The 17097-nt window shown below is 61.8% G+C and carries 13 protein-coding genes; 9 read left to right on the forward strand and 4 right to left on the reverse strand.

The features are described 5' to 3' along the window. Window positions 1-18: 18 nt before the first annotated feature. On the reverse strand, window positions 19-765 hold the full coding sequence (locus QUH67_RS04410; RefSeq protein ID WP_300945435.1) for a 3-deoxy-manno-octulosonate cytidylyltransferase: 747 nt from the start codon (window positions 763-765) through the stop codon (window positions 19-21). A gap of 209 nt (window positions 766-974) precedes the next feature. Here QUH67_RS04410 and QUH67_RS04415 point away from each other — a divergent pair, with 209 nt between their 5' ends. From QUH67_RS04415 to QUH67_RS34900, 7 genes are all read left to right on the forward strand, one after another. After that, a complete protein-coding gene (locus QUH67_RS04415) occupies window positions 975-1529 on the forward strand; it encodes a c-type cytochrome (protein WP_300945436.1) in 555 nt (184 codons plus the stop codon). A gap of 288 nt (window positions 1530-1817) precedes the next feature. Then, complete coding sequence (locus QUH67_RS04420; RefSeq protein WP_300945437.1) at window positions 1818-3716, forward strand: ABC transporter substrate-binding protein; 1899 nt, start codon at window positions 1818-1820, stop codon at window positions 3714-3716. Window positions 3717-3730: 14 nt separating this feature from the next. Next, window positions 3731-5611 (forward strand): extracellular solute-binding protein, encoded by a 1881-nt coding sequence (locus tag QUH67_RS04425; RefSeq protein WP_300947937.1) that lies wholly within the window; start codon window positions 3731-3733, stop codon window positions 5609-5611. Continuing rightward, entirely contained in the window at window positions 5611-6723 is a 1113-nt protein-coding gene (locus QUH67_RS04430; protein ID WP_300945438.1) for a microcin C ABC transporter permease YejB, read from the forward strand. The genes QUH67_RS04425 and QUH67_RS04430 overlap by 1 nt, the downstream gene beginning before the upstream one ends. Continuing rightward, complete coding sequence (locus QUH67_RS04435; protein ID WP_300945439.1) at window positions 6723-7901, forward strand: ABC transporter permease; 1179 nt, start codon at window positions 6723-6725, stop codon at window positions 7899-7901. The genes QUH67_RS04430 and QUH67_RS04435 overlap by 1 nt, the downstream gene beginning before the upstream one ends. Window positions 7902-7910: 9 nt before the next feature. Then, window positions 7911-9536: an ABC transporter ATP-binding protein gene (locus QUH67_RS04440; protein WP_300945441.1), complete on the forward strand. Its 1626-nt coding sequence runs from the start codon at window positions 7911-7913 to the stop codon at window positions 9534-9536. 11 nt (window positions 9537-9547) lie between these two features. Further along, complete coding sequence (locus tag QUH67_RS34900) at window positions 9548-9664, forward strand: hypothetical protein (protein ID WP_407080406.1); 117 nt, start codon at window positions 9548-9550, stop codon at window positions 9662-9664. Window positions 9665-10332: 668 nt separating this feature from the next. On the opposite strand, the gene QUH67_RS04445 is transcribed toward QUH67_RS34900, so the two are convergent. Beyond that, window positions 10333-11979 carry a mechanosensitive ion channel family protein gene (locus QUH67_RS04445; RefSeq protein WP_300945442.1) on the reverse strand — a complete coding sequence of 549 codons (1647 nt, stop codon included), beginning with the start codon at window positions 11977-11979 and terminating at the stop codon, window positions 10333-10335. A gap of 297 nt (window positions 11980-12276) precedes the next feature. Between QUH67_RS04445 and QUH67_RS04450 the strand changes: the two genes are divergently transcribed. Beyond that, window positions 12277-13581: a DUF2254 domain-containing protein gene (locus QUH67_RS04450; RefSeq protein WP_300945443.1), complete on the forward strand. Its 1305-nt coding sequence runs from the start codon at window positions 12277-12279 to the stop codon at window positions 13579-13581. Between the two features lie 236 nt (window positions 13582-13817). On the opposite strand, the gene QUH67_RS04455 is transcribed toward QUH67_RS04450, so the two are convergent. Together QUH67_RS04455 and QUH67_RS04460 are read right to left on the reverse strand one after the other, a co-directional pair. Beyond that, entirely contained in the window at window positions 13818-14660 is an 843-nt protein-coding gene (locus QUH67_RS04455; RefSeq protein ID WP_300945444.1) for a C40 family peptidase, read from the reverse strand. Beyond that, the gene (locus QUH67_RS04460; RefSeq protein WP_300945445.1) at window positions 14653-16035 is read right to left on the reverse strand and encodes a leucyl aminopeptidase family protein; all 1383 of its coding nucleotides are present in this window, start codon (window positions 16033-16035) and stop codon (window positions 14653-14655) included. The genes QUH67_RS04455 and QUH67_RS04460 overlap by 8 nt, the downstream gene beginning before the upstream one ends. Window positions 16036-16162: 127 nt before the next feature. Between QUH67_RS04460 and QUH67_RS04465 the strand changes: the two genes are divergently transcribed. Then, a complete protein-coding gene (locus QUH67_RS04465; protein ID WP_300945446.1) occupies window positions 16163-16996 on the forward strand; it encodes a tetratricopeptide repeat protein in 834 nt (277 codons plus the stop codon). Window positions 16997-17097: the final 101 nt, after the last annotated feature.

Raw genomic sequence — 17097 nt, forward strand, 5'->3', positions numbered from 1 at the left:
CAAAAGCAAAAGTCTCGTTCAAGCAGAACGAGGCTTTAGTATTTTACGGGCGGTTTCGAGGTCGGCCGGGGTGTCGACGCCGCGTGGGACGCTGTCGACGAGGGTGATGTCGATCCGCATCCCGGCCTCCAGCGCGCGCAGTTGCTCCAGTTTCTCCTGTTGCTCCAGCGGCGACGGCGGCAGCGCCACGAACCGCTCCAGCGCGGCGCGCCGGTAGGCATAGAGGCCGATGTGGTGGTAGCGCGGGCCGTCGCCATAGGGGGCGGTGGCGCGGGTGAAATAGAGCGCGCGGAGCCGGTTGGCCCCGCTCGGCGAGCCGACCGCCTTCACCACGCTGGGGGCCTGGTCCTCCTCCTCGGTATGGATCTGCGAGGCCAGTGTCGCGATGTCGACCGCGGGATCGTCGAGCGGCGGCAGCGCTGCGCGGATGGTCGCCGGGTCGATCGTTGGAAAATCGCCCTGCAGGTTGACCACGATCTCGGCCTCACCGTGGGGATCGATCGTCCGCATCGCCTCATGGATCCGGTCCGAGCCGGAGGGATGGTCGGCACGGGTCATCACCACCTCGCCGCCGGCGGCCTTCACGGCGGCGGCGATCTCGGGGGTGTCGGTGGCGACGGCCACCCGGCCGATTTGGGCCTCCTCGGCCCGCCGCAGCACGTGAACGATCATCGGCTGGCCGCCGATATCGAGCAGCGGTTTGCCGGGCAGGCGGGTCGCCGCCATGCGGGCGGGAATCAGCACCAGAATGCGGGTTTGGGTCATGCGGAACGCGGTCGGCCGGCCTCTGAGAACAGGCCGGAAATAATGGGGGACTGGCGGAAAGTCGGGGCGTTTATACGGGTTGCCAGAGCCGGGGCAAACCGATATCTCCACCGTGCTGAGGGTGCGGCGCGAAAGCTGATTCCTGACGCGCATCCGCGGCCGTTCTGCCGGCCTTCAGTCGAACTTTCCGGCCTGGAGCCTGATCCGTTATGGACTCCTTCGAACTCAACAAGATTCTCGGCGCCATCCTCGCCACGTGCCTTCTCGTTCTGGTGACGAGCTTCGCCGCCCATGCGATTTTCGCGCCGGTGAAGCCGGAAAAGCCGGGCTTCGAGATCGCCGTGAAGGAAGACGCTGCGCAGGGAGCCGGATCCAAGGACGCCGCGGCGCCCGCCGAGCCGATCGAAAAGCTGCTGCAGACCGCCTCCGTCGAGAAGGGCGCTGGCGCCGCCAAGAAGTGCGCGGCCTGCCACACCTTCGAGAAGGGCGGCCCCAACCGCGTCGGTCCCAACCTCTATAGCGTCATCAACGAGCCGAAGGGCGCCGGCCGCGGCGGGTTCAACTTCTCGGCCGCCCTGAAGGGCAAAGGCGGGACCTGGACCTTCGACGACCTCAACAAGTTTCTCGCCAACCCCAAGGCCTACGTTCCCGGCACCGCGATGGGCTTTGCCGGCATCCAAAAGGACAGCGAGCGCGCCGACATCATCGCCTACCTGAACTCGCTGTCGGAAAAGCCGGCGCCGCTGCCGACCGCGGCGAAGTAACATTTCGCCAGTCCGGCATGGACTTGTGCGCGACATCACGGCCAGGCATTGCCTGGCCGTTTGCGTATGAGGGATCGCGCCGCCGTTGCCATAGTCGTTACCGGGACTTTTCGCCGCAGCGGCGGTGTTCCCAAGCTGCTATCATGAGGAAAAAGCAACGTAATACGTCGAAACCTTGCCTTATATTGGGTCCTCAATAACCCCGCCTCTTGTTTGCGTGGTTCGCGTCTGGGACCGCCGCAGACTTCGAAAGCACGGATACTGGCGTCAGCAACAGGAATTCTGCATTTGGCAATTACCCGACGACATCTTCTCCAGGGCGGCGCGGTCGCCGCTATGGCCCCTGCGCTGGGATTGACCCCGGGCGCCCCTGGCATTTCGCCGGCCCAGGCACAAGCGGCCGAACCGGCGTGGCGGCATGCGCTATCGCTGTTTGGCGAGGTCAAATACCCGGCCAACTTCAAGCGCTTCGACTACGTCAATCCGGACGCGCCCAAGGGCGGCGTGGTCCGCCAGATCCTGGTCGGCACATTCGACAATTTCAATCACGTCGTCGCGGGAGTTAAGGGGCAACTCGCATCGGCGGTGCAGCTCATCTACGAACCCCTGATGATACCATCGCTGGATGAGGTCTCGACCGAATACGGCGCCTTGGCCGAGTCGGTTAGCCATCCCGATGATTTCTCGTACGTCATCTACCGCCTGAGGCCGCAGGCGAAATGGCACGACGGAAAGCCAGTGACGCCGGAGGACGTGATCTTCTCGCTGGATTCCTACAAGAAGCATCATCCGTTCTACTCGGCCTATTACCGCCACGTCGTGAAGGCGGAGAAGAGCGGCGAGCGCGACGTCAAATTCACCTTCGATGCGCCCGGCAATCGCGAGCTGCCGCAAATCGTCGGCCAGCTTGCAATTCTGCCCAAGCACTGGTGGGAAGGTACCGATAGCGAAGGCCGCAAGCGCGACATTTCCGGGACCACGCTGGAAAAGCCGCTTGGCTCCGCTCCCTATCGCATCAAGGAGTTCGTTCCCGGCCGGACGGTGACGCTGGAGCGGGTCCAGGAATACTGGGGCCGCGATCTCGCCTTTGCCATCGGGCGCAACAATTTCGACGAACTGCGCTACGAATATTTCCGCGACAGTCAGGTGGCCCTTGAAGCCTTCAAAGGCGATCAGGTCGATTGGCGCACTGAAAACAGCGCCAAGAACTGGGCGACGGCTTATGACTTCCCGGCTGTTGGCGACAAGCGTGTGCTGCTCGAGGAATTCCCCAACCGCAGCTCCGGAAGCATGCAGGCGTTTGCGCCGAATCTCCGTCGCGCCAAATTCAGCGATCCTCGTGTGCGTCGTGCTCTCAACTACGCGTTCGATTTCGAGGAGATGAACAAGCAGATCTTCTTCGGTCAGTACAAACGCATCAGCAGCTACTTTGATGGTATCGAAGAACTGATGGCGACCGGTTTGCCGCAGGGAAGAGAGCTGGAGATTCTCGAAACCGTCCGCGCGGAAGTCCCCGCCGAGGTTTTCACCAAGCCGTACACCAACCCGGTTGGTGGCAATCCGGAAGCCGTGCGCGAGAATCTGCGCGAGGGGCTGCGGCTGATGAAAGAGGCCGGTTACGAGGTACGGGATCGCAAGCTGGTCGACAGCAAGACGGGAGCGCAGTTTACGGTCGAATTGCTGACCCAACAGCCTGACTTCGAAAGGGTCATGCTGTTTTACAAGCCTTCGCTGGAGCGGCTCGGAATCACCGTCAGTGTACGTACGATCGATCCGACACAGTATCAAAACCGCCTTCGGAGCTGGGATTTCGACATCATTACTGCGTCTTGGGGGCAGTCCTTGTCGCCGGGCAACGAGCAGCGCGAAGACTGGGGTTCCCAGGCGGCTGACATGGCGGGCTCGGACAATGTTGTCGGCATCAAGAATCCGGCGATCGACAAGCTTATCGAGCGTGTCATCTTTGCCAAAGATCGAGCCGACCTCGTGGCGGCGACCAAAGCGCTCGATCGGGTGCTGTTGTGGAATCACTATGTGGTGCCGCAGTGGAATTACCCCAAGGTCCGTACCGCGCGCTGGGATCGCTTCGGCCGGCCGGCCGAACTACCCAAATACGGCCAGTCGGGCTTCCCCGCGTTGTGGTGGTTCGACGCCGACAGGGCGGCGCGGATCGGAAAACGCTCTTGAAGGACATCATGCGCATGGCGCAGTTCTCCCGCCGGCACGTCCTCGGCCTCGGCGCAGGCGCGCTGGGCGCTCTCGGGTTTGAGCCCGTTCGCGCCGCCGAGGAGAATGGCGAGGTGCACGGCATCTCGGCATTCGGCGATCTAAAATATCCCGCCGACTTCAAGAATTTCGACTACGTGAACGTCGCAGCGCCAAAGGGCGGGATGTTCTCGACCATTCCCTCGACACGCGCCTATAATCAGTCCTACCAGACTTTCAATTCGCTCAACGCCTACATCCTCAAGGGCGAGGGCGCACAGGGCATGGACCTGACTTTCTCGGCGCTGATGGTGCGCGCCGGCGACGAGCCGGATGCGATGTACGGGCTCGTCGCAAAGTCGGTGCGAATTTCGCCGGACAAGCTGACCTATCGCTTCACGCTGCGACCGGAAGCAAAATTCCACGACGGCTCGACAATTACGGCGCATGACGTTGCTTGGTCGATCAACACGCTGAAGGCCAAGGGCCATCCGCTGATTCAGGTGCAGATGCGCGATGTAAAGGGCGCCGAGGCAGTCGACGATGCGACCGTGATCGTCACCTTCGTCGAGAAGCGCGCCCGCGACGTGCCGCTCTATGTTGCGGGCCTGCCGATCTTCGCGAAGAAATACTATGCGACACGGGTCTTCGAGGAATCGACGCTCGATGCGCCGCTGGGTTCGGGGCCGTACAAGGTCGGCCGGTTCGAGGTCAACCGCTTCATCGAGTACGACCGCGTCAAGGACTGGTGGGGTGCGGACCTTCCGGTCTGCCGTGGCTACTACAATTATGACGTTGTCCGCTACGAATTCTACCGCGACCGCGACGTCGCTTTTGAAGGCTTTACCGGCAAGAATTATCTGTTCCGCGAGGAATTCACCGCGCGCCTCTGGGCGACACGCTATGACTTCCCGGCCATCAAGGACGGCCGCGTCAAGCGCGAGCAGGTGCCGGACGAAAGGCCGTCGGGTGCGCAGGGCTGGTTCATCAACAATCGCCGCGACAAGTTCAGGGATCCCCGCGTGCGCGAGGCGCTGATCAACGCCTTCGATTTCGAATGGACCAACAAGACCATCATGTACGACGCCTACGCGCGTACGCATTCGCCGTTCCAGAATTCGGACATGATGGCGAAGGGGCCGCCTTCGGCGGAGGAATTGAAGCTGCTCGAGCCATTCCGCGGCCAGGTGCCCGACGAGGTGTTCGGCCAGCCCTACGTGCCCCCGGTTTCGGATGGCTCGGGGCAGGACCGCAACATGCTGCGCAAGGCGCAGCAATTGCTTAACGAGGCCGGCTTCGTCGTCAAGGACGGCAAGCGGATGACGCCGGGTGGCGAAGTCTTCCGCATTGAATTCCTGTACGATGAGTCCTCGCTGAATGCGCATCACGCGCCCTACATCAAGAACCTGGGCACGCTCGGAATCGAGGCAAGTCCGCGCCTGGTCGACGCCGTGCAGTACCGCGCCAGGGTGGAAGATTTCGATTTCGACATGACGATCACGCGCTTCTCGATGTCGACGACGCCGGGCGACTCCATGCGCGCCTATTTCTCCTCGCAGGCCGCCAAAACCAAGGGCTCGTACAATCTCGCGGGGATCGAAAGTCCCGCCATCGACGCGCTGATCGAAAAGATCATCGCCGCCGCGAGCCGCGCCGAGTTGACCGTCGCCTGCCATGCGTTCGACCGTGTTTTCCGCGCCGGGCGCTACTGGGTGCCGCAGTGGTACAACAAGACCCACCGGCTGGCTTATTGGGACATGTTCGACCGCCCGAAGGACCTGCCGCGTTATCAGATCGATGCATCGGGATCGGGCGAGCGCGTGATCTGGTGGCATGACGCCGCGAAGGCCGGCAAACTCGAGCAGGCAAAGCCATAATGTCGGCCTATATCGCCCGCCGCATCCTCTTGATGTTTCCGACCCTGCTCGGCATCCTGTTCGTCTCCTTTGTTGTGGTGCAGTTTGCGCCGGGTGGCCCGGTCGACCGCGTCATCGCGCAGCTCTCCGGCGCCGACACCGGTGGCTCCTCGCGCATTTCAGGCTCCGCCACCGGCGATTTCGCCGGGCAGAGGCCGCAGGCCGGCGCCTCGGCCGATGCCGTCAATTCAAAATACCGCGGTGCCCAAGGACTTGACCCGGATTTCATCAAGAGCCTGGAAAAGCAGTTCGGTTTCGACAAGCCGGCGCCGGAGCGCTTTGCGCTGATGGTATGGAATTTTGCCCGCTTCGATTTCGGCAAGAGCTTTTTTCGCGACACCAGCGTGATCCAGCTGGTCAAGGAGAAGCTGCCGGTCTCGATTTCGCTCGGCCTGTGGCTGACGCTACTGACCTACCTGATCTCGATCCCGCTCGGCATCCGCAAGGCGGTGGCGGACGGAACGCGCTTCGATACCTGGACCTCGGCGATTGTCATCGTGGGTTTTGCGATCCCCGGGTTCCTGTTCGCCATCCTGCTCATCATCCTGTTTGCCGGCGGCTCGTTCTTCAACTGGTTCCCGCTGCGCGGCCTGACCTCCGACGGCTGGTCGCAATTCCCCTGGTACTGGAAGATCATCGACTATTTCTGGCACCTCACGCTGCCCTTGATCGCCATGGGCCTCGGTGCATTCGCCACCATGACGCTGTTGACCAAGAACTCCTTCCTCGATGAGATCAGAAAGCAGTACGTCATGACCGCGCGCGCCAAAGGCTGCAGCGAGCGCCAGGTGCTTTATGGCCATATCTTCCGCAACGCCATGCTGATCGTGATCGCAGGCTTTCCCGGTGCGTTCATTGGCGCATTCTTCTCCGGCTCGCTGCTGATCGAGACCATCTTCTCGCTCGATGGGCTCGGGCTGCTCGGCTTCGAGAGCGTGCTCAACCGCGATTATCCGGTCGTGTTCGGCACGCTGTTCATCTTCTCCCTCGTGGGCCTCGTGGTGGGTCTGATCTCCGACCTTGCCTACATGTGGATCGATCCCCGGATTGATTTCGAGGCGAGGGAGGTCTGATGACGATGCTCGCCCCGCAGCCGACCGAGACCTCGACGCCGTCGCCGATCGGTGCCGCCGCGCCGGCCACGCGTCATCCCTTTGCGTTGTCGCCGCTCAACCGCCGGCGCTGGCAGAATTTCAAGGCCAACCGCCGTGGCTACTGGTCGCTCTGGATATTCCTGATCCTGTTCGTGGTATCGCTGTTCGCCGAATTGATCGCCAACGACCGGCCGTTCCTGGTCAAATTTGACGGAAAGCTGTACTGGCCGGCCTTCGTCAGCTATTCGGAGACGACGTTCGGCGGCGATTTCGAGACCTCGGCTGACTACCGCGATCCCTATTTGCAGAAGCTGATCGCCGAGAAGGGCGGCACGATCGTCTGGCCGCTGATCCGCTATTCCTACGCCACCCACAATCTCGATCTGCCGACCCCGGCGCCGTCGAAGCCGACATGGATGTTGACGGAAGAACAGTGCAAGCCGGTAGTTGAGAAGAAGGGGCTGAAGAGCTGTCGCGATCTCGAGTACAACTGGCTCGGCACCGACGATCAGGGCCGCGACGTGGTCGCGCGGCTGATCTATGGTTTTCGGATATCGGTGTTGTTCGGTTTGACGCTGACCATCCTGTCGTCGATCATCGGCGTCATCGCCGGCGGCGTGCAGGGCTACTTCGGTGGCTGGGTCGACCTGTCCTTCCAGCGCTTCATCGAAATCTGGAGTGCGATTCCTTCGCTCTACCTGTTGCTGATCCTGTCATCGGTGCTGGTCCCCGGTTTCTTCGTGCTGCTCGGCATCCTCCTGCTGTTTTCCTGGACGACGCTCGTTGGACTCGTGCGCGCGGAATTTCTACGCGGTCGCAATTTCGAATACATTCAGGCGGCGCGCGCGCTCGGCGTCTCCAATGGCGTCATCATGTTCCGGCATCTGCTGCCGAACGCGATGGTGGCGACCATGACCTTCCTGCCGTTCATCGTATCATCCTCGGTGATGACGCTGACCGCGCTCGACTTCCTCGGTTTCGGCCTGCCGCCGGGCTCGCCGTCGCTCGGTGAGCTCTTGTCGCAAGGCAAGGCCAATGTCCAGGCGCCGTGGCTTGGTTTTACCGGCTTCTTCTCGCTCGCGATCATGCTGTCCCTGCTCATCTTTGTCGGCGAAGGCGTGCGCGACGCCTTCGATCCACGCAAGACGTTCAGATAAGGATCGAGCATGGATGCCATCAACCAGCCCCTGCTCGATGTGCGCGACCTCTCGGTAGCGTTCCACCAGCCGAGCGGTGTCACGACTGCCGTCGACCACGTTTCTTTCTCGATCAAGCGCGGCGAGTGCGTGGCCCTCGTCGGCGAGTCCGGCTCCGGCAAGTCCGTCAGCGCGCTGTCCGTGCTGAAGCTGCTGCCTTATCCGGCGGCTTCGCATCCCTCAGGTACGATTCATTTCAAGGGCCGCGAACTGCTCAATGCCTCGGAACGAGAGATGCGCGAGATCCGCGGCAACGACATCTCGATCATCTTTCAGGAGCCGATGACCTCGCTCAATCCGCTCCACACCATCGAAGCGCAGATCGGGGAAATCCTGTCGTTGCATCGAGGCATCGGCGGCCGGGCGGCGCGGGCGCGCACGCTGGAACTGCTGACGCAGGTCGGCATCCCCGATCCGGAAACCCGTTTGCAAAGCTATCCGCATCAATTGTCCGGCGGCCAGCGCCAGCGCGTCATGATCGCGATGGCTCTCGCCAACGAGCCGGATCTGTTGATCGCGGACGAGCCGACCACCGCCCTCGACGTCACCGTGCAGGCCCAGATCCTGGCGCTGCTCGCCGACATCCGCCGGCGGCTCGGCATGAGCATGCTGTTCATCACCCACGACCTCGGCATCGTCCGCCGCATCGCCGACGTCGTCTGCGTGATGAACTCGGGAAAGATTGTCGAGCAGGGGCCGGTCGAGGAAGTCTTCAGTGCGCCGAAGCACGCCTACACCCGCGCGCTGCTCGCGGCCGAGCCGAAGCCCGATCCGGCGCCGCCGCGGCCCAACGAGCCGGTGGTGATATCGGCCGACAATCTCAAGGTCTGGTTTCCGATCAAGCGCGGACTGTTGCGCTCGACCGTCGGCCACATCAAGGCGGTGGATGGCGTCAGCATCGCGGTCCGCAAGGGCGAGACGCTCGGCGTCGTCGGCGAATCCGGTTCCGGCAAGACCACGCTGGGGCTGGCGCTGCTCCGGCTGATTTCCTCCGAAGGGCCGATCGTCTTCCTCGGCAAGGACATCCAGGGGCTGCGTTTCAAGGATATGCTGCCGTTCCGCCGCGACATGCAGATCGTGTTTCAGGATCCGTTCGGCGCGCTGAGCCCGCGCATGTCGGTCGGCGATATCGTCGCCGAAGGCCTGACCGTGCACCAGAAGGCGCTGTCCTACGAGGAGCGCGAAGCGCGCGTCGTCAAGGCGCTACAGGACGTCGGGCTCGATCCGGCGACGCGTTTCCGCTATCCGCACGAGTTCTCCGGCGGCCAGCGCCAGCGCATCTCGATCGCGCGCGCGGTGGTGCTGGAGCCGAATTTCGTCGTGCTGGACGAGCCGACCTCGGCGCTCGACATGCTGTTCCAGGCCCAGATGGTCGATTTGCTGCGCGAACTGCAGCGCAAGCGCGATTTGACCTACATGTTCATCTCGCACGATCTGCGCGTCGTCGCCTCGCTGGCCAGCCACCTCATCGTGATGCGCCATGGCAAGGTGGTGGAGGAGGGGCCGGCCGCGGAGCTCTTCAAGAATCCCAAGAGCGACTACACCCGCGCGCTGTTCGCGGCGGCGTTCCGGATTGAGGCGGTGGCGGAGTTGTAAGCGGCGTCAAGATGACGAGCTTCTCCGGCTATGTGGCTTGGTCCGTGGCTTTGCTTCTGCCGATATACGCGCTGGTGAGGCTGATCTTTTCTCACCGGTCTGGTATTGGGCGATGCAGCGGGCAATAGGCATGCTGCAGAAGGTGGGCGGCTGGTGTCGGGCTGGATGCTATCGTGCAAGGCCCGCGGCATCTTTGGTAGGCCGCAGAAATTTCCCACAGAGGTCCAGCTTGAAATAGGCGTGCAGCCGCAGGTAATGCTTAAGGTGGTCTGCTTTCAAGCAAAACACAGCGGCCGCGGGTCCGGATGTCCGATATCCCAGATTAGTTGGTAGTTTGGCCAATAGCCACAGTCCTCATTTCGGCTTTGAATCTGGCGGACACTCGGGTCTTATTGTCAACGGCTCACCACCGCTTTGCACTGTGGGCGCAGCCGAGTTGGACCCGCCTGCACTCGGCAAAATGGCGCTCTTTCCCACCGTCATAGATGTCGTTTTTTCATCGGTCGTTCCCGACGTTACCGAGCCCGGCGTCGTGCAACTGGTGACCGATTTTTCGCTCGACGGCGTCGCTGGCTGTGCAGCTAAAGCTGCGGTCCAGAACAAGCTAAAGAGACTCGCTATGGCAGCGCGAAGAATTTTCGTTTTCATCGTCCATCGCTTTTCTGAGTTCGAATTAAGAAGACTCCCAGTCGGGACGATAGTTCCACCCTGGTAGGACCGACCATGAAGGCCAAGCATTACGATGAAGGCCGGGGTGCGCGTCACGACCGTCACGACTGCGCGGCGTTGCAAATATTCACTCTTTCAGCAAGTTTTCCTTCGCTTCCGGCGCCTGGCCCCTGGATTGGGCAGACACCTCGGTCTGTTCGTTGCTCAAGTTACCTTCGCCGATTGCCGCAGAAAGCCTTTCTTCTCGGCAATGAATGGAACCCTCCGCCTTCGGAGACTCAAACTTGGAATTATGCGCATCGGCAGGGACAATTGGTATGCCTTTCGGAAAGACAACTTCACGAGCTGCATCGGGAAGTTCGATACCTGCGCCTAGCAGCGCGTCCTTTGTCAGGCGAAGGAGGGCCGAATTGATCTTGATCGGAGAATAGATGGCACTGACGAACCAATAATAGACTCGGAGATTTACGGTCGCCATGCCCAGTTCCTCCACAAGGACCAGCGGTTCTGGCACATCGAGAACCGCGGGATGTTGCTTCAGCACATTCGCGATGAGGGCCTGAGCCTTAGTGGTAGATGAATCGTAGCTGATGCCAACTGAAAAGTCGGCTCTCCGGCTCGCCGAACTGCTGTAGTTCATAATTGTGCTCTTGAAGACAACGGCGTTTGGAATTTGGACGTAGTGGCCATCGAGTGTGAGGAGAACAGTGCTTCGAATGTTGAGGTTCTGAACTATCCCTGTGTTTCCATCGACTTCTATGAGATCGCCCGTCCTGAAGGGATTTCGCACGCTGAGCAGGATGCTGGAAAGAAAGTTCTCAGCGATGTCGCGAAAAGCGAAGCCGACGATGATGCCAAAAAGCCCGGTGCCGCCCAGAACGGTCAGCGCGAGGCGTGTCAGGCCTGCGACCTGAAGGACGAAGTAAAACCCGAGAAGGAAGACCGGGATAGAGAACAAGCGGACAATGACGCTGAGTAGGAGCGGTGAAGGGATCCGACTGACGAAAAAGCGTCGAGCGAGATGCGCAGCGAGACGAGCCGTGAGCCACGTGATCATGAGAATCACAACCGCAATCAGGATCCATGGCCAAACTTGAAGCGCCTGCCGATACGTTTTCTCAAACTCTTCACCGGCGTGTCCAAACGTTGATCCAATGTCCGCCTCAACCCCAATGCGGTTGACCACTGCAACGGTGCCTTGGGTTTTTTGTGCCAGGGCACTGGCCCAGCGGAAATGAGCCTGAGTCTTTGTTTTTCCCTCGATAAAGACTATGCCCTCCCGCACCGAGACGCGCGGGTTTTGGAACCAGTCCGTCGATTGCAGAATGCGCTGGATCCGGCTCGCGATCGCCGTATCGCCGGCGGCGGGCTCGACTTCCACGGACTTTGAAATCAATTGGTCATCTTGGCCGATCGCAGGAGGTGCCGGTGCTGTCGTTTGTGCAATCGCAGGAGAAACTGCCAACGTGATCGCGCTGCAAATCGTAATGCATCGCACGCCTTTACCGGTTGCGAACAACCACCTCAAATCTACACCTGTGCAGAGCGTTCGGCCCGCGACGACTGCCAAAAGGGCCGTCTGTGGGCCGAGCCTGCTCCAACGGCGGACCACACCGCTCGTGCCGCGCAAAGCACAAGCCAAAAGCGCCGCGGAAAATACCAATAAAAGCATGTCCCTCAACAACCAGATAGAGATCATAAGAAACAAGCCGATAGCGCCGTAGCCCAACATCTGGTCGATGCTCTGCAGATGTCGAGCGTTATTTCCGTTCAAAATCCGATCCTCCCTTGTGGAAGATGTGTGCTTGTAAGATCCCAGCGATTATTTCAGTTTCGTTTCAAGAATGCTGCTCTCAATCTCTGTGGCCTATTGCAACCTTCCGGTGGGCGGTTCGTTCAGATCGTGCAGCAATTTGCCGATATAGTTCGCCAATAGTCGCTTCGACGCCGGACGCCGTTGTTATCGACTTCGCAATCTCAAGGGGCTGATCCCTCCATCTACCAAACGTGCGTGTCTCAATTTCCTGTTCTTCACTGAGGAGCTAAAACCTATGATTATGGTGGGTCGTACATGACCGCGCGGCTCCGGAAGCTTTTGGCTGATCTCGCAGAGACGTTTTGGCTAGTCCCAGCGCTTCTGGTACTATTTAGTGTCGTCGGAGCGGTTGGCTTCGTCTCCCTCGACCGTAGCGGAGCAGTCCCGACCCGGCTGCTGGAGAACTGGCTCTATGACGGGGGTGCCACAGGAGCCCGGACCTTGCTTGGAACTATTGCGGCGTCGACTATAGGTGTAGCCGGGACGGTCTTCTCGATCACGATCGCAGCGCTTTCACTAGCCGCTGGCCAAATGGGGCCAAGATTGCTTCGCAACTTTACCCGCGACCGCGGCAATCAACTCACGTTAGGCGCGTTTCTTGGGACTTTCTGCTATGCGTTGATCGTGCTTCGAAGCGTGCGCACCGAAGCTGAAGGCGCTTTTATCCCTCACCTCGCGCTTAGCGTGGGCATCGGTCTCGGGTTCGTCTGCGTCGGAACGCTCGTCTACTTCGTCGGCCACATTGCTGGTCGGATAAACGTCGATACCGTAATCGATCTGGTGAGCGATGATCTCCATGCCGCGATTAAGCGCCTCACGACTGAAGCGACGCAGATCGATGCACCTGGCCCCGGCTTCTGGGCTGCAGCTCAGCCAGTCTCGGACACTCGGCGCGGCTATCTGCAGCAGCTAGACGAGCACGGCCTCGCAACGTGGGCGAGCGAGCACAGTGCTGCTGTCCGCCTCCTAGTCCGCCCGGGGGACTACATTTTTCCTGGAGCGCCCATTGCTCTCATAGTGCCTCCGACCGAGGGGGCTTATGAAGCGATACGGAGTGCCACCGCTCTCGGATCGCAGCGTGTCAGCTCGTCCGACTTGCGCTTTGCGGTTCGCCAGCTCGTCGAAGTGGCCGTCCGCGCCCTGTCGCCGGGAATTAACGACCCGTATACTGCAATGGGTGTGCTCGACCGGCTCGGTGCAGCGCTATGCGAAATCAAGCCGTTGAAGCTCCCAACAGGCGTTACGGTTCAAAATAAACGCCTGGTGTTGGTCGTTCCCCATGTGCAGTACGACGAACTCGTCAACACGATGCTGCACATGATACGTCAGAACGCGGGAGGCAAGCCTTCCGTTTTTATAAGACAGCTGGAGATCTTGACTCAGGTGGTGAGTTACGAACGCGATCCCCAACGAATGCTTTCACTGAGCCGACATGCCGATCTTATCATGGCTGACGCCCAGCGGGATGTCCGATCGCCCAGCGATATTGAGGATATTCATCGGCGGCATCGGGCATTTATCAAGGTGATGCGGAAAGGTAATCTGGCTAATTTCGGATAACCGGATTTCTCGATGCCAATCGCTAGGCAGCATCGATGCAAATTGACACGCTTGCGATCTGACGTCCCGTCTTCATACCTAGCGTCTTGAACAAGGACGGGTCGGCATTGTGCGCTCGCCTTTTGATCTATTGCCATGGATGAAGAAAATTCCGGCCGTCGTGACCCTGTCTTCTATAGCTGACGTCTCTGGAATACTGGGTCACCGCCTTCGTGTTGACGACAGTGGAGGCCGTGCTACAGCCGTTTGATCGCCGTCACTTCACTGCCGGCGGCCTTGATTCGCACGATCGCTTCCCGCGTGCTTTCGATCACGGTCGCCATGTGATGCGCATTGGCGTGCACCATGGTGTCGGCGTCGCGGACGATGGCGACGTGTCCCTTCCAGAAGATCAGGTCCCCGCGTTGCAGCTTCTTCGTCTCGGCCGTGTCGAGCGCTCGTCCGAGCCCATCCTGCTGCATGTCGCTGTCCCTCGGGCAGCCGGTGCCGGCGGCATTCAGCGAAACCTGGACCAGGCCGGAGCAGTCGATGCCGAGTGAGCTCTTGCCGCCCCACAGATACGGCGTGCCGACGAAGCGTTCGGCGACCGCGACGAAATCCTTTTCCATCGCATCGAGGCTGCCGACATGGCGTCGCGGCAGATACCAGCCGTCGTCCGTGACGGCGAACGCGCCGTCTTCGCGGGCGACGGTGACGCGCGCGCCCATCGGCAGCGTCTCGACCGGCGGCAGTTTGATCGAGGGGCCCGGGAACGCGAACGTCCGCAGCGCCGTAACCTTGTGCGTCGGAGCCGCCGCGGGCCTGGCCAGCGCGGCATCCGGAATCCAGCCGACATAGCCGTCGTCGTTCAATTGGCCCCAGGCCAAGCCTTCGCCATCACGGTCGTATATCCTGACGCGCTCGCCCTTCAGCGCCTGCGTCGCCAGCATGGCTTCGGCGGCAGGTCCCTCGCGCAGCGGCGCGATCGCGTCGCGCACGCAGAATTCCTCGCCGGTGACATAGCGCGCGGCCTTCACCTTGCCTTCGAGATATTTGGCGGCGAGGTCCGGCCGGGCCGGGGTCAGGCGCGGATCATCCATAGCGCTGGCTCAACAGCTTGTAGATCGCGCGCGCGGCCTGGCATTCGCCGCCTTCGGGGCGCGCGGGCTTGGCAGACGGAGTCCACCCGTAGATATCGACATGCAGCCAGCTTTTCGCATCGGTCACGAAGCGTTGCAGGAACAGCGCGCAGGTGATCGAGCCGGCAAAGCCGCCCGACGGTGCGTTGTTGATGTCGGCTGTCTTCGAATCCAGCCAGGAATCATAGGGCGGCCACAGCGGCATGCGCCACAACGGATCGTTCTCGTTCCTCGCGTTCAGGGCAACGGCGTCGGCCAGATCTTCGTCATTGGTGTAGAACGGCGGCAGGTCCGGTCCCAGCGCCACCCGCGCCGCGCCCGTCAGGGTGCCGAGGTCGACCAGCAGGTCCGGCTTCTCCTCGTCCGCCAGCGCCAGCGCATCCGCCAGCACCAGCCGCCCCTCGGCATCGGTGTTGCCGATCTCGACGGTTGGTCCCTTGCGCGACTTGAAGATGTCCAGCGGACGGAAGGCGTTACCGGCCACCGCGTTCTCGACCGCGGGGATCAGCACGCGCAGCCGCACCTTCAGCCCGGCGTCCATCACCATCTGCGCCAGCGCCAGCACGTTGGCGGCGCCGCCCATGTCCTTTTTCATGATCAGCATGCCGCTGGACGGTTTCAGATCGAGGCCGCCGGTGTCAAAGCAGACGCCCTTGCCGACCAAAGTCACCTTAGGGTTCGAAGGATCGCCCCAGCTCAGGTCGATCAGCCGCGGGGCGCGCGTCGAGGCCATGCCGACGGCGTGGATCAGCGGAAAGTTCTGCTTCAAAAGTTCGTCGCCGACGATGCAGTTGAACGAGGCGCCGAACCGCGTTGCCAATGCCTGCGCCGCCTGCGCCAGTTCTTCCGGGCCCATGTCGTTCGACGGCGTGTTGATCAAGTCGCGCGCCAGCGCGGCCGCCTCCGCCATCCGCGCGATGTCGGCGGCGTCGACACCCTCGGGCGGCACCAGGCGGACGTTAGGCGCATCATTCTTGCGGTAGCGGCCGAAGCGATAAGTGCCTAGGGCAAAGGCCAGCGTCGCCAGCCGCAGGTCGTGCGGCGCATTGGCGAAGCGATAGACGCCCGGCGGCAGCAGGCCGGGCAGGGCGCCCGGCCGGAACAGGTCGCGGGATTTGCTGCCCTCATCTTCAAGCCCGAACACCACCTGCGCGATCTTGCCGTCGGGTCCGGGCAGCGTCAGGCATTTGCCGGGCTTGGCGGTAAAATCGTTGGCCACCGCGAACTGTCGGGCTGGTTCGGGAAGCTCCTTTGCGACGCCCGCCCATGTCGTTTTGGTCGCGAAAAGGATGGGGATGGCGGCGGTGTCGGGGGCAGTCTCGAACGGAGATGGCATGCGGGTCTCGCGCGAAGGGATTGGGCGGGGTGATGCGGCAGGCATAGCACGGCCGATTAACCGGCCGTTAGGGTTAACAGTCTATTGCTGGCTGCATTCGTCAGCCTTTCCCGCGAGTTGAAGTGCCATGCGTCGACAGTCCAGCCATGCCGGATTCCGGTTCCTCTGCTCCGCGGCCGTGACGGCGATTCTCGCTGCCGGCCTTGGCGGCTGCCAGACCATGTCCGACATCACGGGGTCGCTGACCTCCTCATCGTCTCCGAAGGCGCAGGCCGCCCCCGAGGATCCCCAGCGCGCCGTAGAGGTGTATGGCGAGCAGTACCGCGCCAACCCAAAGGATGCGCAAGCGGCTTTGGCTTACGGCCAGGCGCTTCGTACCACCGGCCAGCGGGAGCAGGCTTCCGCCGTGCTCGAACAGGCCACCATCGCCCATCCCGGCAACAAGACCCTGCTCGCCGCCTACGGCCGCGCGTTGGCCGACAACGGTAATTCACAGGCCGCCTTCGACGTGCTCAGCCGCGCCCATTCGCCTGCCAATCCCGACTGGCGCATTCTTTCGGTGCAGGGCACCACGCTCGACAAGATGGGCAAGCACGAGGAGGCGCGCCGCTACTACGCGAGCGCGTTGAAGATCGTGCCGGAAGAGCCCTCCGTGCTGTCCAATCTCGGCCTGTCCTACATGCTGACCCGGGAGCTGCCGCAGTCGGAGGAAACGCTGCGGCGCGCCTATGCCAATCCCCGTGCCGACGGTCGGGTGCGCCAGAACCTGGCGCTGGTGGTCGGCCTGCAGGGCCGCTTCGCCGAAGCCGAGACCATCGCCAAGGGCGATCTGCCCGCCGAGGAGGCGGCCGCCAACGTGGCGTATTTGCGGGAAATGCTGAACCGCAAGGACAAGGACAATTCGCGTCCGCCCGGCCGCAAGGCGACCGTCCCTGTCGCGGCCCTCAACCGGCCCGACTGAGCGCGGGCGGCCATTCCCGAACTATCCGGACATTGAGGCGGGCGCTCTGCGCACCGCCTCGTTTCGCCCGCTCCACATCCAGCTGTAACGCCGCGGCTTCG

The organism is Bradyrhizobium roseum (genome assembly GCF_030413175.1).
Classification (GTDB): Bacteria; Pseudomonadota; Alphaproteobacteria; order Rhizobiales; family Xanthobacteraceae; genus Bradyrhizobium; species Bradyrhizobium roseum.